Annotated in this window: 19 protein-coding genes and 1 pseudogene; 15 read left to right on the top strand and 5 right to left on the bottom strand. The window is 58.9% G+C overall.

What is annotated here, in order from left to right; all coding sequences use genetic code 11:
* The first annotated feature begins 260 nt into the window (after positions 1-260).
* The 14 genes from rplU (at position 261) to EGT36_RS05580 (ending at position 12,444) form a co-directional block, all read left to right on the top strand.
* Positions 261-575 (top strand): 50S ribosomal protein L21, encoded by a 315-nt coding sequence (gene rplU, locus EGT36_RS05645; RefSeq protein WP_003492690.1) that lies wholly within the window; start codon positions 261-263, stop codon positions 573-575.
* A 40-nt stretch (positions 576-615) separates the two neighbouring features.
* On the top strand, positions 616-885 hold the full coding sequence (rpmA, locus tag EGT36_RS05640) for a 50S ribosomal protein L27 (protein WP_004444127.1): 270 nt from the start codon (positions 616-618) through the stop codon (positions 883-885).
* 131 nt (positions 886-1,016) lie between these two features.
* Complete coding sequence (locus EGT36_RS05635; protein WP_004444125.1) at positions 1,017-1,649, top strand: GNAT family N-acetyltransferase; 633 nt, start codon at positions 1,017-1,019, stop codon at positions 1,647-1,649.
* Complete coding sequence (locus EGT36_RS05630) at positions 1,646-2,239, top strand: GNAT family N-acetyltransferase (protein ID WP_004444123.1); 594 nt, start codon at positions 1,646-1,648, stop codon at positions 2,237-2,239. The genes EGT36_RS05635 and EGT36_RS05630 overlap by 4 nt, the downstream gene beginning before the upstream one ends.
* A 169-nt stretch (positions 2,240-2,408) precedes the next feature.
* Positions 2,409-3,476 (top strand): GTPase ObgE, encoded by a 1,068-nt coding sequence (gene obgE / locus EGT36_RS05625; protein WP_004444121.1) that lies wholly within the window; start codon positions 2,409-2,411, stop codon positions 3,474-3,476.
* Positions 3,473-4,642 carry a glutamate 5-kinase gene (gene proB, locus EGT36_RS05620; protein WP_004444120.1) on the top strand — a complete coding sequence of 390 codons (1,170 nt, stop codon included), beginning with the start codon at positions 3,473-3,475 and terminating at the stop codon, positions 4,640-4,642. The genes obgE and proB overlap by 4 nt, the downstream gene beginning before the upstream one ends.
* Complete coding sequence (locus tag EGT36_RS05615) at positions 4,635-5,921, top strand: glutamate-5-semialdehyde dehydrogenase (RefSeq protein ID WP_037090108.1); 1,287 nt, start codon at positions 4,635-4,637, stop codon at positions 5,919-5,921. Before proB ends, EGT36_RS05615 begins: the two co-directional genes overlap by 8 nt.
* 42 nt (positions 5,922-5,963) lie before the next feature.
* On the top strand, positions 5,964-6,548 hold the full coding sequence (locus tag EGT36_RS05610; RefSeq protein WP_044459702.1) for a nicotinate-nucleotide adenylyltransferase: 585 nt from the start codon (positions 5,964-5,966) through the stop codon (positions 6,546-6,548).
* A 114-nt stretch (positions 6,549-6,662) separates the two neighbouring features.
* Entirely contained in the window at positions 6,663-7,106 is a 444-nt protein-coding gene (gene rsfS, locus EGT36_RS05605) for a ribosome silencing factor (RefSeq protein WP_035208002.1), read from the top strand.
* Between the two features lie 157 nt (positions 7,107-7,263).
* Positions 7,264-7,746: a 23S rRNA (pseudouridine(1915)-N(3))-methyltransferase RlmH gene (rlmH, locus tag EGT36_RS05600; RefSeq protein WP_004444109.1), complete on the top strand. Its 483-nt coding sequence runs from the start codon at positions 7,264-7,266 to the stop codon at positions 7,744-7,746.
* 157 nt (positions 7,747-7,903) lie between these two features.
* Entirely contained in the window at positions 7,904-9,301 is a 1,398-nt protein-coding gene (locus tag EGT36_RS05595) for a murein hydrolase activator EnvC family protein (RefSeq protein WP_037090112.1), read from the top strand.
* Positions 9,291-10,619, top strand: coding sequence for a S41 family peptidase (locus EGT36_RS05590; RefSeq protein ID WP_004444102.1), 1,329 nt, complete (start codon positions 9,291-9,293; stop codon positions 10,617-10,619). The genes EGT36_RS05595 and EGT36_RS05590 overlap by 11 nt, the downstream gene beginning before the upstream one ends.
* 62 nt (positions 10,620-10,681) lie before the next feature.
* The gene (locus EGT36_RS05585; RefSeq protein WP_037090113.1) at positions 10,682-11,875 is read left to right on the top strand and encodes a divergent polysaccharide deacetylase family protein; all 1,194 of its coding nucleotides are present in this window, start codon (positions 10,682-10,684) and stop codon (positions 11,873-11,875) included.
* Positions 11,876-11,931: 56 nt separating this feature from the next.
* A complete protein-coding gene (locus tag EGT36_RS05580; protein ID WP_022557006.1) occupies positions 11,932-12,444 on the top strand; it encodes an RNA pyrophosphohydrolase in 513 nt (170 codons plus the stop codon).
* Between the two features lie 31 nt (positions 12,445-12,475).
* Here the strand turns inward: EGT36_RS05580 and bfr are convergent, their stop codons facing one another.
* From bfr to EGT36_RS05560, 4 genes are all read right to left on the bottom strand, one after another.
* On the bottom strand, positions 12,476-12,967 hold the full coding sequence (gene bfr, locus EGT36_RS05575; RefSeq protein WP_004444094.1) for a bacterioferritin: 492 nt from the start codon (positions 12,965-12,967) through the stop codon (positions 12,476-12,478).
* Entirely contained in the window at positions 12,933-13,244 is a 312-nt protein-coding gene (locus EGT36_RS05570; protein ID WP_004444092.1) for a (2Fe-2S)-binding protein, read from the bottom strand. Before EGT36_RS05570 ends, bfr begins: the two co-directional genes overlap by 35 nt.
* A 266-nt stretch (positions 13,245-13,510) precedes the next feature.
* Complete coding sequence (gene phbB / locus EGT36_RS05565; protein ID WP_004444090.1) at positions 13,511-14,236, bottom strand: acetoacetyl-CoA reductase; 726 nt, start codon at positions 14,234-14,236, stop codon at positions 13,511-13,513.
* A 157-nt stretch (positions 14,237-14,393) separates the two neighbouring features.
* Positions 14,394-15,575, bottom strand: a complete 1,182-nt coding sequence (locus EGT36_RS05560; RefSeq protein ID WP_037090115.1) for an acetyl-CoA C-acetyltransferase — start codon at positions 15,573-15,575, stop codon at positions 14,394-14,396.
* Positions 15,576-15,818: 243 nt separating this feature from the next.
* Between EGT36_RS05560 and phaR the strand changes: the two genes are divergently transcribed.
* A complete protein-coding gene (phaR, locus tag EGT36_RS05555) occupies positions 15,819-16,394 on the top strand; it encodes a polyhydroxyalkanoate synthesis repressor PhaR (protein ID WP_004444083.1) in 576 nt (191 codons plus the stop codon).
* Positions 16,395-16,455: 61 nt separating this feature from the next.
* On the opposite strand, the pseudogene EGT36_RS05550 reads toward phaR, so the two are convergent.
* Positions 16,456-17,831 (bottom strand): annotated as a pseudogene (locus EGT36_RS05550) (MFS transporter).
* Positions 17,832-17,844: the final 13 nt, after the last annotated feature.

The raw sequence follows: 17,844 nt of genomic DNA, 5'->3' as shown, positions 1-17,844 counted from the left end.
AAAAGCATGAAATTCTTGGCGTTACAGTTACTTTTCAAGCCGTCTTCATCTTGACATAAACCGGCGTCTCGCGTAATCGGCACCCAAATTGATGGCGTAGTGCGCCTTCTTTTAAATACCGCCCCCAAAAAGGCGGCTTCACCGGCAGACATTCAAAGGGACATCCTGTCCCGACGGGTTTCTACCAAATTCCGACTGATAAAAAGACGGCCAGCTTGCTTAAGGCGGGCAGAGCCGGAACGAACATGAAAGGATAAAAAATGTTCGCAGTCATCAAGACCGGCGGTAAGCAGTACCGCGTAGCGGCCGACGCCGTGCTGACCATCGAAAAGCTGGAAGCAGAGGCAGGCGCAACTGTAGAATTCACCGAAGTTCTCGTTGTTGGCGAAGGTGCCGACGCCAAGTTCGGTGCTCCCTTCGTCAAGGGTGCCATCGTCAAGGCGGAAGTTGTCGAGCACAACCGCGGCAAGAAGGTCATCGCCTTCAAGAAGCGTCGTCGTCAGAACTCCAAGCGTTCGCGCGGCCATCGTCAGCATCACACTGTCGTCCGCATCACGGACATCGTTGCTGCCTGATCGGCGCGACACGGGAAACAAGGTTTAAAGGAGAACTCCAATGGCACACAAAAAAGCTGGCGGTTCCTCGCGTAACGGTCGCGATTCCGAATCCAAGCGCCTTGGCGTAAAGAAGTTCGGCGGCGAAGCTGTCATTCCAGGCAACATTATTCTGCGTCAGCGCGGCACGCAGTGGCATCCCGGCGCCAATGTTGGCATGGGCAAGGACCACACGATTTTCGCACTGACCGCAGGTAACGTGAACTTCCGTACGAAGGCCAATGGCCGCGTATTCGTATCCGTGGCACCGAAAGCGGAAGCCGCAGAATAAGCCGGTAAGCGTCATATGCAGCCGGTGTCCCATCGACCCGGCTGAGGCGTATCAGGTTCAGTCAAGAAAACAGGGGAGATGGGGCACCACCCAACTCCCCTTTTTCTTTAACCCCAAGGAGGGACTGAACCATGCAAGCTGAATTGTTGAGGGTTGACCAATCACGGTCACCCGAGGAACGGCCGAGGCCCGATCGGTCGAGGAGCGATTGCCCCGTTTTACTGTCGCAGAGGCTGGTTTTGCGCAAGCCTCACGAAGAAGACATCGACGCCCTTGCCCATCTTGCCAACAATGCCAATATCGCGACCATGGTATCGCGTATGCCGCACCCCTACACGGCCAAAGACGCCGCGGATTTTGTGCGACGCTCCAAAGCTGGCGAGATTGGCAAGTGCGTCTATGCGATTACCCGCATGGACAATGGCGAGTTTCTGGGCTGCTGCGCGCTCGAACCCCAGGAAGACGAAAAGACGCTGGAGATCGGTTACTGGCTGGGGGAACCCTACTGGAACCGGGGATACATGACCGAAGCGGCGCATGCGCTGATCGACATGGCCTTTCGCACGCGTGAAATCGACCAGATCGATGCCCGTTGCCGGGTCACCAACATCCCGTCGCGCCGTGTCATCCAGAAGTGCGGTTTCCAGTTCCAGGGCTCCGGCATGGTCGGTTCGCTGGCGCTCGGTGGCATGGTGCCGGTCGAATGGTACAGGCTGGACCGCAAGACCTGGGTTTCTCTGAAGAGCTGGGGGGACATGGGATGAGCACGCTCGAACTGAGCCGCCGCCGGGCGGCCCCTGCGATAGCGCCGCCAGGCCCCTGCCCCGTGATCGAGACATCGCGTCTGGTGCTGCGCCCACAGCGCCTTTCCGATGCCGGCAGCATTGCGGAATCGCTTGGCGATTTTGCGGTAACGAAAATGCTGGCCCGCGTTCCCGCGCCTTACCACAAGCAGGATGCGCTGGAGTGGCTGGTGTTGCGCACCTCCGGCACCCTGCCTGACTGGGATTTCGCCATTACCAGCGGCGACGATACGCTGATCGGCGTCGTCTCGGTGGAATTGCGGCATGGCGAGTGGCATCTCGGCTATTGGCTCAACCGCTTCTACTGGGGCAAGGGTTACATGACCGAGGCGGTGGCCGCCGTCGTTGAGCGGTTCTTTCGCCGCATGCCGGGAGTGACCCTTCACTCCGGCGTGTTTGCGGATAACCCCGCCTCGCTGCGTGTGCAGGAGAAGCTCGGCTTCCGGGTGACCGGTTGTCACCAGATCTACGCCACGGCGCGTGCCGCCATGGTGGCGCATATCGACACGATGGTCACGGCTGAAGATTTCATTAAGCCGCATCGCATTTGAGGAACATTACAAGGCCGGTTTGATCCAGACCGGCCTTGTCTCGCGCATGAGCTTCCCGCACGATAGTCTTTGACCTTGTGAAGAAGCGCTTGTATTCGAAACGACGATATTTTTGTTTGGCGCAGCACGATTGGTTGCGGTGCCCGCAAACCGACAGAACGGCAGTCCGATGAAATTTCTCGATGAAGCAAAAGTCTATATCAAGTCCGGTGATGGCGGCGCGGGTGCCGTGTCGTTCCGGCGTGAAAAATTCATCGAATTCGGCGGCCCCGATGGTGGCGATGGCGGACGCGGCGGCGACGTCTGGGTTGAGGTGGTCAACGGTCTCAACACGCTGATCGACTTCCGTTTCCAGCAGCATTTCAAGGCCTCGATTGGCCAGCACGGCATGGGCAAGACCCGCACCGGCGCCAAGGGTTCCGACGTGGTGCTGCGGGTGCCTGTTGGCACGCAGATTTTTGAAGAAGACAACGAGACGCTGATCGTCGACCTCACCAAGGAGGGCCAGCGCTTTCGCCTTGCCGCGGGCGGCAATGGCGGTTTCGGCAATGCCTATTTCAAGTCATCCACCAATCAGGCGCCCACTCATGCCAATCCGGGTCTTCCGGGTGAAGAAAAGACGGTCTGGCTTCGTTTAAAGCTGATTGCCGACGCTGGTCTCGTTGGCCTGCCTAATGCGGGCAAGTCTACATTCCTTGCAACCGTGACGCGCGCGCGGCCAAAGATTGCCAACTATCCGTTCACGACGCTGCATCCGAACCTTGGTGTCGCGACCATCGATGGCCGTGAATTCGTGCTGGCCGATATTCCCGGGTTGATTGAAGGCGCGCATGAGGGGGTCGGCATCGGTGACCGTTTCCTCGGCCATGTCGAGCGCACCCGCGTGCTTCTGCATCTCGTTTCCGCGCAGGAAGAGAAGGTCGGCAAGGCCTACAAAACCGTCAAAGCTGAACTTGATGCCTATGGTGGCGGACTGACAGACAAGCCGGAAATCGTCGCGCTGTCACAGATCGACGTGCTGGATGAAAAGGAACTGAAAAAGAAGGCCAAGGAACTGGAAAAGGCCTGCGGCCGTCCGCCGCTTCTTCTGTCCGCTGCCGCGCATATCGGCATGACGGAAGCCCTTCGCGCCCTTCGCGACATCATCGTGTCGGCAAGCAATGGCGGCGAAACCGCCCTTCCCGATCGGTCCATGCCGCATGAGAGCGAGGTCGAGGAAGAGGACGACCGCCTATGAGCCTGACGCGCAAGCCGCTGGGCAGCCACCACCGGATCGTCATCAAGATCGGATCGGCGCTTCTGGTGGACCGCAAAAGCGGCCTGAAGAAAGACTGGTTGGATGCCATCTGCGAAGACATCGCGGCGCTGAAGAAAAACGGTGCGGATGTTCAGGTGGTGTCTTCGGGCGCTATCGCTCTTGGCCGCACCGTGCTCGGCCTGCCTTCGGGCGCGTTGAAGCTGGAGGAAAGCCAGGCGGCGGCGGCTGTCGGCCAGATTGCGCTGGCGCGGGCATGGTCGGAAAGCCTGTCGCGGCATGACATTGTTGCCGGCCAGATTTTGCTGACGCTCTCCGACACCGAAGAGCGTCGCCGTTATCTCAATGCGCGCGCCACCATCAACCAGCTTCTGAAGATCGGCGCTATTCCGATCATCAATGAAAACGACACGGTTGCGACTACCGAAATTCGTTATGGCGATAATGATCGCCTCGCTGCGCGCGTGGCGACCATGACGGGCGCCGATTTGCTGGTTCTGCTGTCGGATATTGACGGCTTGTACACAGCTCCGCCGCATCTCGATCCGGACGCCAAATTCCTTGACACGATTGCGGACATCACCCCCGAAATCGAAGCCATGGCAGGCGGCGCAGCTTCCGAGCTTTCGCGCGGCGGCATGCGCACCAAGATCGATGCGGGCAAGATTGCCACCGCTGCCGGCTGCGGCATGATCATCGCGTCAGGCAAGACGCTCAATCCGCTCAAGGCCATCGAAAACGGTGCGCGCTCCTCATGGTTCGCGCCATCCGGGACTCCGGTGACGGCACGCAAGACCTGGATTGCCGGGCAGTTGCAGCCCGCTGGCGAAATCCATGTGGATGCCGGCGCGGAAAAGGCCCTTTATGCCGGTAAAAGTCTGCTTCCCGCTGGCGTGCGGCAGGTCAAGGGCAATTTCGGGCGCGGCGATGCCGTTGCCATCATCGGCTCGGAAGGCCGTGAGGTCGCGCGCGGTCTCGCGGGTTACGATGCGGAAGAGGCACGTCTCATCATCGGCCACAAGTCCAATGAGATTGAAGCGATCCTCGGTTATGTCGGACGGGCGGCGATGATCCATCGCGACGACCTCGTCATGACCGGGGCCGCCGTGAAAGTTAAGAGTGCAGAGAAGGATGAGGTCCATGCCTGAACAGGCCGTGAAGCAGAGCCATGATATTGACGCGCTGATGATGACCATCGGCGCTCAGGCGAAAGCTGCTTCACGACCGTTGTCCATCGCTGGCGCGGACCAGAAGAACCGTGCGCTGCTTGCCATGGCCTCCGCCATTGAAGCCTCGAAAGAGGCGATCCTTGCTGCTAACCGCAAAGATCTAGCCGCGGCGGATCAGGCTGGTCTTGCGCCCTCCTTCATCGACAGGCTGACGCTCAATGATGACCGGATTGCCAGTATCGCTGAAGGCATTCGTTCCGTTGCGGCGCTGCCCGATCCGGTCGGCGAAGTCATCGCCGCATGGGACAGGCCCAATGGCCTGAAGATCGAGCGCATGCGCACGCCGCTTGGCGTCATCGGTGTGATTTACGAAAGCCGCCCGAACGTGACGGCGGATGCCGGCGCGCTATGTCTCAAGGCGGGTAATGCCGTGATCCTGCGCGGCGGCTCGGATTCGCAACATTCATCGCGTGCTATCCATGCCTGCCTCGTGGAAGGTCTGAAGATCGCGGGTCTTCCCGAGCATGCCATTCAACTGGTACCGGTGACCGACCGCGCCGCCGTTGGCGCGCTTCTCAGCGGCCTGAATGGCACGGTTGACGTTATCGTGCCGCGCGGCGGCAAGAGCCTCGTGGCCCGGGTACAGTCGGAGGCCCGCGTGCCGGTTTTCGCGCATCTTGAGGGGATCTGCCACATCTATGTCGATAAATCCGCTGATCTCGACATGGCGAAACGCATCGTTGTCAACGCCAAGATGCGCCGTACCGGCATTTGCGGGGCGGCCGAAACGCTGCTGGTGGATGCTGCTGCCGTTTCCACCCATTTGCAGCCGCTCGTCAAGGCTCTGATGGAAGTCGGTTGCGAAGTGCGCGGTTCGCAGGCCGTACGCGAAGTGATGGCGGGTCTCGCGCCGGCAACGGAAGAGGACTGGCGCACCGAATATCTCGATGCAATCATTTCGGTCGCCGTGGTGGATGGCATCTCCGGTGCGATCGAACATATCGGCACCTACTCTTCCAACCATACCGAGGCCGTTATCGCCGAGGATGCCGAGGTGGTGGCGCGATTCTTCAACGAACTTGATTCGGCCATTCTGCTGCACAATGCCTCGACCCAATTTGCCGATGGCGGTGAATTCGGCATGGGCGCTGAAATCGGCATCGCCACCGGCAAGATGCATGCGCGAGGCCCCGTCGGCGTCGAGCAGCTTACCTCGTTCAAATACCGTGTGCATGGCACCGGCCAGACACGGACCTGATATTTGCCGGCCGATAAGCGCCTCGACAGACGTTATCTCACCATGCCTCATGTGGAGCGCGGCATGGTTGTCGGGCTGTTCGGCGGTTCTTTTAATCCGCCGCATGCCGGTCACGCGCTTGTTGCAGAGATTGCGCTGCGCAGGCTCGGTCTCGATCAGCTGTGGTGGATGGTGACGCCAGGCAATCCGTTGAAAAGCCGCTCAGAGCTGGCCTCTCTCGAAGATCGCATCGCTGCCTGCGAAAAGCTCGTTCACGATCCTCGCATCAAGGTCACGGCTTTCGAAAAATCGCTGGGCATAAGCTATACCGCTAATACGCTCGCCAAGGTGAAGGCGAAAAATCCGCACGTGCGCTTCATCTGGGTCATGGGTGCCGATAATCTCAAGAGTTTCCATCACTGGCAGAAATGGCGCACGATTGCTGAGACTTTCCCGATTGCGGTGATCGACAGGCCGGGTTCGACGCTTTCCTACCTCTCCTCCACCATGGCGCAGGCCTTCAGCCAGGCGCGGATCGATGAGGACGATGCCGGTGTTTTATGGAAAAAACCAGCGCCCGCCTGGGTTTTCATTCATGGACCGCGTTCCACGCTCAGCTCCACTGCGCTACGTAACGGCCGCAAATGACACGGCCGATCACAAATGATGTATGTGGCCGCCGTCGAAGGCTCCATATCTTGAAAAGTTAATGCTTTGATGCCACCTTCATTGTGTGACGCAGAGAATCGCGTCGCATAGTGCCTGTTTTGTCATTCTTGGAAAGGAAAACCTCTGACAACAGTACACGCCAAGGGAAGAGCATTCGTTGCTATCCCGAAGGGCCAGGACAGTGGCGCCGATGCCGCCGGCCATGCCCTCGACACCGTCCTCGCGAGCCTCGAGGACTCCAAGGCTGAAGATATCGTCTCTCTCAACATTGCCGGAAAATCGGCGCTTGCGGACTACATGGTTGTGGTTTCCGGGCGGTCGAACAGGCATGTCTCGGCGATTTGCGAGCATCTTCTGAAAGACATGAAGGATGAAGGGTTCGGAAACGCCCGCGTCGAAGGTCTTGAGACCGGCGACTGGGTGCTCATCGATACCGGCGATATCATCGTTCATGTGTTCCGACCGGAAATCCGCGCTTTCTACAACATCGAAAAAATGTGGGCGACGCCGGACATGCCGGAAGAGACACTGCATTGATGCGGTGAGCCTTTGAGCGAAGGCATCGTTTTTGCCGAAGATCGCCTGTGACTTCGGAGCGATGCTTCTGGCCGGAAATCAGGTCGGCCGCATAGGAATCCGCGCGCTATGCTGTTAAGAGCGTGGCCCGTTGGGCTACGACACGTGCAGGTTTGCGATGCGGATTTCAATTTTTGCGGTGGGACGGCTGAAATCCGGCCCCGAAAAGGATCTTGCGACCCGTTATATCGAGCGCCTCGCCAAGACTGGCCCGGCGGTCGGGCTGGAATTTTCGCGGGTCATCGAAGTCGCGGAAAGTCGTGCATCAAACGCAGAAACCCGCAAGCGCGAAGAGGCGGCGATGCTGGAAAAGCATCTTTCCGATGGCGCAGTGCTCATCTTACTCGATGAGCGTGGCAAGGCGCTCGACAGCCCGGCCTTTGCGTCCTTTTTCGGTGATCTGCGCGACAGCGGCAAGCGCGAACTTGTTATCGCCATCGGCGGGGCCGATGGTCTCGATCCCGGCCTTTATGACAGGGCGACAGCCGTTCTCAATCTCGGCAAACTGACATGGCCGCATCAGATTGTCCGCATCCTGATTGCCGAGCAGCTTTACCGCGCCGTTACCATCCTATCCGGTCACCCCTATCACCGGGTATGACGCGTGGACGGATGCGGGTGCCGTCGCAATTTCAACATGAAGCTCGGCGACACGGCTGACATGGGCATGGTCGTCGGCCGCCTTAAAGGCCTCTTGGAAGATCGCGGTAAAATCCCTAATATCGGCGCTCCCTGCTTCGGCATCAAAGAAAGTTCAGATGGACAAGAAGTCTCCAGGAAAACGGCACGCGGCCCTTGCGGGCGCGGTTCTCGCTGCTTTCGTTGTGGGGATCGGTCCGACCTATTCGCGCGATGATGCAGGCGCCGTTCCCACCGAGAATGGCGATTTATCTCCAGATGAGTTGCAGTCGCTGGAGAAGCGTCGTGACCAGAACCGTCAGGATCTGGAGGAGCTGGTCGACAGTATCGGACTTTCCGAGGACAAAACAAGGAAGCTCGAGGAGAGCATTGCATCCCTCGATCAGGATAGCGCCCGTATCCGGGAAGAGCTGATTGCGTCGGCTGCGAGACGCAAGGCGCTGGAAACCAAGATCAGCGATGGTGAGGATCGCCTGGCCAAGCTTTCGGTGCGCGAGGACGGCGTCAAGGCGTCTCTACGGGAGAGGCGCGGTGTACTGGCTGAGGTTCTGGCCGCGTTGCAGCGCATGGGCAGAAATCCGCCGCCCGCTCTGCTCGTTTCGCCAGAGGATGCGCTTGCTTCCGTTCGCAGCGCCATTCTTCTTGGCGCCGTTGTGCCCGGCATTCGCGGTGAAACGGACAAGCTGGTCGCCGCTCTCAAAGAATTGACCGATCTCAGACAGGCAATCGCTCGCGAAAAGGACGATCTTACGGGTATGATGACGGCAAGTCTTGAAGAGGAAAAACGCCTCGACCTGCTGATTGCCGAAAACGACCGCAAGAATTCCCAGACGGCGGCGGAGCTGGAGGCGGAGCGCAAGCGGTCCGAAGAACTTGCGAGCAAGGCGACGAGTCTCGAAGGGCTAGTCAGTTCGCTTGAAGGCGAAATTACCTCGGTACGGGAGGCGATGGAAAAGGCGCGTGCGGAAGAGCAGCGTCTGGCCCGTCTTTCGGAGGCGGAACGCGAAAAGCAGCGCGCCGCGGCCGAGGCTGGAATGCCCGATAAAAACCGTATTGCGCCCGCATATCCCTTCGCGAGTTTGAAGGGAAAGCTGGAGTTTCCGGTGGCGGGCGAAGTGCTGCGGCGCTTCGGCGATGCGGATGGTACGGGCCATTTTTCCAAAGGAGTTGTCGTCGCGAGCGGCCCGGAGGCCATCGTGACGGCGCCTGCGGACGGTTTCGTGGTATTTGCCGGCGATTTTCGCAGCTACGGTCGCATGGTCATCCTCAATACCGGCGATGGGTATCACGTGGTCATGACGGGCATGGATAATGTAAGAACCCGGCAGGGCATGTTCGTGTTCTCCGGAGAGCCGATCGCCTCCATGGGGGCAAAAAGAGTAGCGAGTGCAGCAGCATTGGCGCTGGAAACCGACAGGCCAACGCTCTACATTGAGTTCAGGAAAGATGGTGTACCGGTTGATTCCCAACCGTGGTGGACCGCAAAAAATACCGGAAGGGCGCACAATGATTCGTAAGGTTTCGCTTCTCCTTATCGGTGGGCTTATGGGCGCCACGGCGATGAGCGTGATTTATTCGGCGAGCATGCCGGCACAGGCGGCCGGGCCTTCGACCTATAAGGAGCTGTCGATCTTTGGCGACGTGTTCGAACGCGTGCGTGCGCAATATGTGACGCCGCCGGATGACGAGAAGCTGGTGGAAAATGCCATTAACGGCATGCTCAGCTCGCTCGACCCGCATTCAAGCTTCATGAATGCGAAGGACGCCAACGACATGCGCACCCAGACCAAGGGTGAGTTCGGCGGCCTCGGCATCGAAGTGACGATGGAAAACGAACTGGTCAAGGTCATCTCTCCGATGGATGATACGCCAGCATCCCGCGCGGGCATTCTTGCCGGCGACTTCATCTCCGAAATCGATGGTACGCCGGTTCGCGGACTGAAGCTGGAGCAGGCGGTCGAAAAGATGCGCGGCGCAGTCAAGACGCCCATCAAGCTGACCGTCATCCGCCAGGGCGCCGACAAGCCGCTTGAAATTACCGTTGTGCGCGACGTGATTGCCGTCCGCGCGGTCAAGTCGCGTGTCGAGGGCGACAATGTCGGTTATCTGCGCGTCATCTCCTTTACCGAGAAGACCTACGACGATCTCGAAAAGGCGATCAAGAAGATCAAGGCGGATGTTCCTGCCGACAAGCTGAAGGGTTACGTGCTCGACCTGCGCCTCAACCCGGGCGGTCTGCTCGATCAGGCGATCAATGTCTCCGACGCCTTCCTTGAGCGTGGTGAGGTCGTTTCAACCCGTGGCCGTAACCCCGACGAGACCCGCCGCTTCAACGCAACGGCCGGCGATCTGACCGACGGCAAGCCGGTGATCGTGCTCGTCAACGGCGGTTCGGCTTCGGCGTCTGAGATCGTTGCCGGCGCTCTGCAGGATTTGCGTCGCGCGACCGTTGTCGGCACGCGCTCCTTCGGCAAGGGTTCGGTTCAGACGATCATTCCGCTCGGCGAGGCCGGTGCGCTGCGTCTGACCACCGCGCTCTATTACACGCCGTCTGGCAAATCGATCCAGGGAACAGGTATCGAGCCCGATATCAAGGTAGAGCAGCCTTTGCCGCCGGAATTGCAGGGTCGCGTCACGGCAGAGGGCGAATCCAGTCTCTCCGGGCACATCAAGGGTCAGAGCGAAACGGACGAAGGTTCGGGTTCTTCGGCCTATGTTCCGCCGGAGGCCAAGGACGACATCCAGCTTAACTATGCGCTTGACCTGTTGCGTGGCGTCAAGACGGATCCGTCTTTCCCGCCCAACCCGGAAAAGGCTGTGGTCAACAAGCAATAAGAGCGCTGTGCCGGTTTCCGGCACTCCATCTCGATTGACAAACCCTCTGGACGGATCGTTCATTGCCTTCGGACCTGCGAAAACCGCTTCTGGGTCGTCAGAAAAAAAGCGCCGGTATCAACCGGCGCTTTTCCGTCATTATGGTTCTGGCGGCGCTTGCGGTTCTTTCCATCGGCGGACTGTCCGTCTACACGGCGCTCTCGCCCGGCAATCTGCAGAGGACGGCGACCGGGCCGGATCTTGAACTGCAGCCTGCGCAAAACAAAGCTGAACCATCCGTACCGGCCGAGGAGGCCGAAACGGCTGGTCTGCAACCGGAAAGTGGCCGATCTGGCGCGAACATCAATCGTGCGACCATGCCCGATGGTAATGTTGTCTCAGTCTATTCTCCTCGGCCCCGTGATAATGACGGGCCTGTGTTGATGAGCGGCCAGACCTATGGCCAGGACCCGCGGATGGCCACGCGGCCCAACGAGGAATTGCTTGAGGATACGGCCTTTGGCAGGTTGCCAGTGGTGGGCGCCGACGGATTGCGACCGATGGAGCAATATGCGCGGCCCTGGTCGGGAGCGCGAGGCACGCGGGTGGCGATCGTGGTCGGTGGTCTCGGCCTCAGCCAGACAGGCTCGCAAAAGGCGATACGGGAACTGCCGCCGGAGGTGACGCTTGGCTTTGCCGCCAGCGGCAACAGCCTGCAACGCTGGATGCAGGAAGCACGCCGTGAGGGGCACGAAATTCTTCTCCAGATACCGCTGGAGCCCTTTGGTTATCCCGGCACCAATCCCGGCCCGGATACATTGATTGCCGCCGATCCCGCCAAGGTAAACCTCGACCGGCTGCATCGATCCATGGCCAAAATCGCCAATTATACCGGCATCATGAATTATCTCGGCGGGCGCTTTCTCGCCGAGCAGGCGGCGCTGGAGCCGGTGATGCGTGATATCGGCAAACGTGGTCTGCTATTTCTGGACGATGGTTCGTCAGCGCAGTCCCTGAGTGGGGGGATTGCAAAGGCCATCTCTGCCCCCCAGGGTTTTGCCGATATTCTGCTCGACGGCGAAGTGACCGAAGCTTCCATCTTGCGGAAGTTGGACGAATTGGAGCGGGTCGCGCGCCGCAATGGTCAGGCGATCGGGGTGGCTTCTGCTTTTGATGAAAGCATTGCGGCGATCTCGCGGTGGTCCCGGGAAGCGGCGGGCCGCGGTATCGAGATCGTCGGCGTTTCCGCCCTTGTTTCGGAGCCGGCGGGGCAGTAAACCTTGCCTGCGGCCATTTCAGCGCCCTTGTGGCGCTCAGACAATGCGGGAAACCCATGACAATCAAAGCAGAAGATTTGCCCTATCGTCCCTGTGCGGGGATGATGGTTCTGAACGCCGAAGGCCTGGTGTGGGCCGGCCGGCGCATCAAGGAAGGCAATTCCGAATATGATGGCTCGCCGCATTTGTGGCAGATGCCACAGGGGGGGATTGATGAGGGCGAGCGGCCTCTGGCCGCGGCCATTCGCGAGCTTCACGAAGAGACGGGAATGAAAACGGTGCGGCTGCTGGCGGAAGCGAGCGACTGGATCCACTACGATCTTCCGCCGGAACTGATCGGCATCGGATTGAGGGGTAAATATCGCGGCCAGGCACAGCGCTGGTTCGCATTCCGGTTCGAAGGCGACGAAAGCGAAATCCAGATCGATCCGCCACCGACGGGGCACGCAGCCGAATTCGATGCCTGGGACTGGAAGCCGATGGAGAGCCTGCCTGAACTCATCGTTCCGTTCAAGCGCGGCGTCTACGAGAAAGTGGTTGCCGAATTCCGGCACCTTTCCGATAAATAAAAAGGCGGCCGCCGGCCGCCTTTTCCGTATTTTAGTGGTCTTCCGCTTCGTTGGCGGAATCCGCATTGAGCTGGCCGTATTTTTCTTCGCCGATCTTGCCGAGCAGTTCGAGTTGGGTCTCGAGGAAGTCGATATGACCCTCCTCGTCGATCAGCAGCGTTTCGAACAGCTTCATCGAAACGTAGTCGCCGGCCTCATGACAGATATCGCGGGATTTCTTATAAGACGCCCGTGCATCATATTCACCAGCAAGGTCGGCTTCGAGTACTTCCTTGACATTCTGTCCGATACGCAGGGGAGCAACGGTCTGGAGGTTGGGATGGCCCTCCAGGAAGATGATCCGATCGATAAGCTTGTCTGCGTGCTGCATCTCTTCGATGGATTCCGCACGCTCCTTCTTGGCAAGCTTGGTGTAACCCCAGTCATTCAGAAGCCGGTAATGAAGCCAATACTGGTTTACTGCACCGAGTTCGAGAAAAAGGGCTTCGTTAAGCCGCTCGATGACTCTTTTGTCGCCTTTCAATGTCCGCTCTCCTGTTCTCTTCGTGGAATCGCTTCAGGCGGGACATAAAATCAAAAACATCGGCCTCAGTCGAGTGCCGACGGGCGTGATATTCTTCCGTGGTTTTGATAATCAGGTCGACAACGGTCGGAAAACAGCCACAGCAGCGACCTCGCTTTTCCATGGCATGATACACTTTTGCGGGAACGATAAGCTGCCAACAGTCCTCATCGAGGAGCTCGTTGATAACGTCCTTGATCTCATGATCGGTGATGTAATTGCAGCTGCAAACCAGCATGATGGACTGCCTGTATGACGCAACACGTTGTTTTCGTTCTTAAACCAAAACAGGACAGCGAATGTCAAGAAAAACCTCTTTTCAAATTCATAACGACTTTCTAGACTCGTTCTAAACTATACGAAAAATGTCGTATTTTCATTGGTTTAGCTGTCTCTTTTTTACGTCCTGTCCTGCTCAAGTTTTCGTGCGCGCCAAAATGTGCCGTCACGATATCACGAGAAGTTTACTGATCTGAGCCGGCCGGAGCAGCAGGCGTGTAAATGTCAGGCGAAATATTGACCGCCATTGGCCGTCATTGTGGAACCGGTGATAAAGCCAGCCTCGTCCGAGACGAGAAACAGGACGCAACGCGCGATCTCCTCCGGTTCCCCAAGCCGTCCGATGGGGATTTGTGGCACGATCCGCTCGGCCAGAACCTTCTCCGGGATCGCTCTCACCATTTCCGTGCCGATATAGCCGGGGCAGATGGCGTTGACGGTGATATTGCGGCTTGCGCCCTCCTGCGCGAGCGCCTTGGTGAAGCCGATATCGCCGGCTTTCGACGCGGAGTAATTGACCTGGCCCGCCTGACCCTTCTGTCCATTGATGGAGGAAATATTGACGATGCGGCCGAAACCGCGCTCCCGCATGCCCGGCCAGACGGGGTGGGTCATGTTGAAGACGCCGGTGAGGTTCGTGTCGATGACATCACGCCACTGCTGCGGTGTCATCTTGTGAAACATGGCGTCACGGGTGATGCCGGCATTGTTGACGAGGATTTCGACCGGCCCGAGGGTTTCCTCCACCTTCGCGATACCGTTGACGCAAGCGTCGTAGTCGCGCACGTCCCACTGGAACGCAGGAATGCCTGTCTCCGTCTGGAATGTCTCCGCCCGGTCCGTCGTGAAGGCATAGTTGACGGCCACCCGATAGCCGGTTGCCTGCAGGGCGCGGGCTATGGCGGCACCTATACCGCTCGTCCCGCCGGAAATCAAAGCAACCCGGCTCATCTAGGCCTCCATGACCTGTCATTGAAGCGCCTGCAGTTGTGCAGGTGCTTGTTCGTCGTGCTCAACCGCCACAGAAATGCGGCCAATGGGAGGCCGCTTCTATCCTATTGTCCGCTGAACCGGAATTGCTTTTTGGCAAGTGCGGGCGGCCCGCGCGTCAGAGCGCCTCGATGCACATGGCTACACCCATGCCGCCGCCGATGCAGAGTGTCGCAAGACCCTTGGACACGTTACGGCGGCGCATCTCGTAAATCAGGGTGTTCAGGACGCGGGCGCCCGAAGCGCCGATCGGATGGCCGATGGCAATCGCTCCGCCGTTGACGTTGACGATATCAGGATCAAGGCCAAGCTCGCGCACGACGGCACAGGACTGGGCTGCAAACGCTTCGTTGGCTTCGACGAGGCCGATATCGCCTACCGACCAGCCGGCCTTGGCCAAGGCCTTGCGGGAGGCGGGAATGGGGCCGGTGCCCATGATCTGCGGATCGACGCCCGCCGTCGCCCAGGAGGCAATACGGGCCAGTGGCTTGATGCCGCGCTTTTCTGCTTCCTGTTCCGACATCAAAAGCGTGGCGGCTGCGCCGTCGTTCAGACCTGAGGCGTTCCCCGCCGTCACGGTGCCGTCCTTGTCGAAGGCTGGGCGCAACTTGGCCATCGTTTCCAGCGAGGCGCCGGCGCGGATATGTTCATCGGCGTCGATGACGATATCGGCCTTGCGACCCTTCACGGTGAAAGCGACGATTTCGTCCACGAAACGTCCGGCAGCCTGTGCGGCTTCAGCCTTGTTTTGCGATGAGACCGCAAACTGGTCCTGCTCATCCCGGGAGAGTTGCCACTGGCGGGCTATGTTTTCAGCGGTGATGCCCATGTGATAGCCGTAAAAGGCGTCGGTCAGGCCGTCCTTCAGCATGGTGTCGATCATCTTGAAGTCGCCCATTTTCACGCCGCCACGCAAATGGGCGCAGTGAGGTGCCATGGACATGGATTCCTGACCGCCGGCGATGACAATGCCCGCATCACCCGTCAAGATTTGCTGCATGCCGAGGGCCACGGCGCGCAGTCCCGAGCCGCAGAGCTGGTTGAGGCCGAAAGCGGTCGCTTCCTGCGGAATGCCTGCCTTCATTGCCGCTTGCCGCGCCGGGTTCTGCCCTTCGCCCGCGGTGAGGACCTGACCGAGAATGACTTCATCAATTTCGTTCGCCGCAACGCCGGCACGTTCGAGCACGGCACTGATAGCGGTCGCGCCGAGTTCGTGGGCCGGCGTATTGGCAAAGTGGCCATTGAAAGAGCCGACGGCGGTGCGCGCAGCGCTGGCAATCACGATTGAAGGCAGGGTCATTTGTTTTCTCCTCACTTGCGGGCGGAGACTGGCAAAGCTTTCAATCCAAGTCAAATGACGAAAGTTGCTTTAAAAAATATTGCTAAATCACCTTGGAATCTTGCTAAAAATTGCTGCGCAAAAAACAAACTGTTGCGATGCACAAAACATTTGTCAGACAGCGCATTTTGCGCATACACTTTGCGCCGGGAAGAGCAATAACACCAAAAAACAAAAAAATACCATCATCGCGAGGAGGCGGGCATGGCGAAACACGACGGCGAAACGATCATTAAAAAATACGCCAATCGGCGGCTCTACAATACCGGCACCAGCACCTATGTAACGCTTGATGATCTGGCGCAGATGGTCAAGCGTGGTGAAGACTTCAAGGTTCAGGACGCGAAGTCATCCGAAGACATCACGCACGCCGTGCTGACGCAGATCATCGTCGAACAGGAGGCCAAAACCGGCAATACGCTGTTGCCGACGGCGTTTCTGCGTCAATTGATCTCCTATTATGGCGACCAGATGCAGATGGTCGTGCCGACATTTCTCGAACATTCCATGAAGACCTTTTCCGACCAGCAGAGCCAGATGCAGGAGCATATGGCCAAGGCTTTCGGTGACGGCTCGCTCGCCCGCAATTTTCAGGCGCCATTGCAGATGATGGAAGAGCAGATCCGCCGTAATACGGAACTGTTCCGGCAGGCAATGCAGGGTTTCACGCCTTTTGCAATGCCACAGGCGCCGAAAGAGGCCCGCAAGCCGAATGCATCCGAAATCGATGAGCTGAAGGCGCAGCTGCGCGCATTGCAGCAAAAGCTCGACCAGCTCTGACGCTATCCTCTGCGCGCCGATGCCGGATTGACCAGACCGCATCGGCTGCTGCCTCGCGCTTTCAGCTTGCCGTTCTTTCCGGCACGCGCAGCAAAAGCAGAAATCCGGACCCCAGAAACAGGATGAGCGAGGCCATGCCAATGTGAGCAGAGCCGCTCATATAGGTTGCCATGGAAAACGACAGCGTCGCCATGAAGCTGGTCGCGCGTCCGGAGAGCGCGTAAATTCCAAAGTAGCGGCCTGCCTCCGCCACGGTGATATTGCGGGCGAGATAAGAGCGGGACGACGCCTGAACCGGGCCGAAGGCAAGGCCGATCAGTACTCCATACAACAGATAGGCTTTTTCGGCGCCCGTCGCGAAAATACTGCCATCATCCGCCGTCGACAAGTGTATCAGGCCGAACAGGGTGGAGCCCTTTTCGGTGGAGACGATGCCGAGCGTGGCTGCGAGCAGAAGCACGAGGCTGATGAGGATGGTGACGCGCGATCCAAGTCTCTGGTCAACTCGCCCGGCGGCAAAGCACCCCGCGATGGCGACGACGTTGAGCAGAATTCCAAAGAGGCCGATTTCCATCGTCGCCCAGCCGAACATGCCGGCGGCGAAGGCGCCGCCGAGAATGAGAACGCCGTTGACACCATCCTGATAAAGCATGCGTGCGATCAGAAACCACGACAGCATGGGGCGGTGGCGCAATTCGCGCAACGTGATCTTCAATTCCCCCAATCCCGAGCGGATTGCCGCTGCAAAGGGCAGACCTTTTTCAGCATCGGGGGTCAGCAGAAACATCGGCAGGATGAAGATGAGATACCAGAGCGCAGCGAGCGGACCTGTTATTCTCGCATCCTCACCGGTTGCGGGATCGAGGCCGAACAGAGGCTTGATGCCGGCGATGGTTACACCGGTTTGTGGATTGGCCGCCAGCAGCGTCACCACGGCGATCAGCACCACCATACCGCCGAGATAACCGAGCCCCAGGCGAGATTGGAAATGCGCCCGACATTTTGCGGGTTGGTGAGCCGCGGCATCATGGAATCGTTGAAGACGATCGAGAATTCCGCCGCGATGGAGGCGAGGATCATGCAGATAACGGGCAGAATGACCGGCGATCCCGGTGCCGCGTACCAAAGGAGACACAGGCTGACGATCTTGATGACGGCAAAGAAGGCGATCCACGGCTTGCGTGCGCCGGACTGGTCGGCAATGGAGCCGAGGATAGGGGAGAAGAGGGCGATGATGATCGACGATACCGTCGCCACATTGCTCCACGTCGCCTGGGCCGCAATGGGATCGTCGGTGAGGCGGGCGACGAAATAGGGCCCGAAAACGAAGGTCGTGACAACCGTGAAGAAGGGTTGCGCCGCCCAGTCGAACATCACCCAGCCCCAGATGCCGCGTTTGGTAACGACTGCTTGCGCATTTGGGGCAGGGCTAGTCATTCATCGTCCTATC

The organism is Agrobacterium sp. FDAARGOS_525 (assembly GCF_003938925.1).
GTDB lineage: Bacteria > Pseudomonadota > Alphaproteobacteria > Rhizobiales > Rhizobiaceae > Agrobacterium > Agrobacterium pusense.
This window is presented reverse-complemented; position numbering and strand designations above follow the sequence as displayed.

Coding starts and splice junctions, on each gene's coding strand:
- EGT36_RS05590 (WP_004444102.1), top strand. CDS start 9,291: ATGATTCGTAAGGTTTCGCTTCTCCTTATCGGTGGGCTTATGGGCGCC.
- rplU (WP_003492690.1), top strand. CDS start 261: ATGTTCGCAGTCATCAAGACCGGCGGTAAGCAGTACCGCGTAGCGGCC.
- rpmA (WP_004444127.1), top strand. CDS start 616: ATGGCACACAAAAAAGCTGGCGGTTCCTCGCGTAACGGTCGCGATTCC.
- EGT36_RS05615 (WP_037090108.1), top strand. CDS start 4,635: ATGCCTGAACAGGCCGTGAAGCAGAGCCATGATATTGACGCGCTGATG.
- EGT36_RS05570 (WP_004444092.1), bottom strand. CDS start 13,244: ATGCTGGTTTGCAGCTGCAATTACATCACCGATCATGAGATCAAGGAC.
- proB (WP_004444120.1), top strand. CDS start 3,473: ATGAGCCTGACGCGCAAGCCGCTGGGCAGCCACCACCGGATCGTCATC.
- phaR (WP_004444083.1), top strand. CDS start 15,819: ATGGCGAAACACGACGGCGAAACGATCATTAAAAAATACGCCAATCGG.
- EGT36_RS05560 (WP_037090115.1), bottom strand. CDS start 15,575: ATGACCCTGCCTTCAATCGTGATTGCCAGCGCTGCGCGCACCGCCGTC.
- phbB (WP_004444090.1), bottom strand. CDS start 14,236: ATGAGCCGGGTTGCTTTGATTTCCGGCGGGACGAGCGGTATAGGTGCC.
- EGT36_RS05635 (WP_004444125.1), top strand. CDS start 1,017: ATGCAAGCTGAATTGTTGAGGGTTGACCAATCACGGTCACCCGAGGAA.
- EGT36_RS05580 (WP_022557006.1), top strand. CDS start 11,932: ATGACAATCAAAGCAGAAGATTTGCCCTATCGTCCCTGTGCGGGGATG.
- EGT36_RS05610 (WP_044459702.1), top strand. CDS start 5,964: ATGCCTCATGTGGAGCGCGGCATGGTTGTCGGGCTGTTCGGCGGTTCT.
- EGT36_RS05630 (WP_004444123.1), top strand. CDS start 1,646: ATGAGCACGCTCGAACTGAGCCGCCGCCGGGCGGCCCCTGCGATAGCG.
- obgE (WP_004444121.1), top strand. CDS start 2,409: ATGAAATTTCTCGATGAAGCAAAAGTCTATATCAAGTCCGGTGATGGC.
- EGT36_RS05595 (WP_037090112.1), top strand. CDS start 7,904: ATGGACAAGAAGTCTCCAGGAAAACGGCACGCGGCCCTTGCGGGCGCG.
- rlmH (WP_004444109.1), top strand. CDS start 7,264: ATGCGGATTTCAATTTTTGCGGTGGGACGGCTGAAATCCGGCCCCGAA.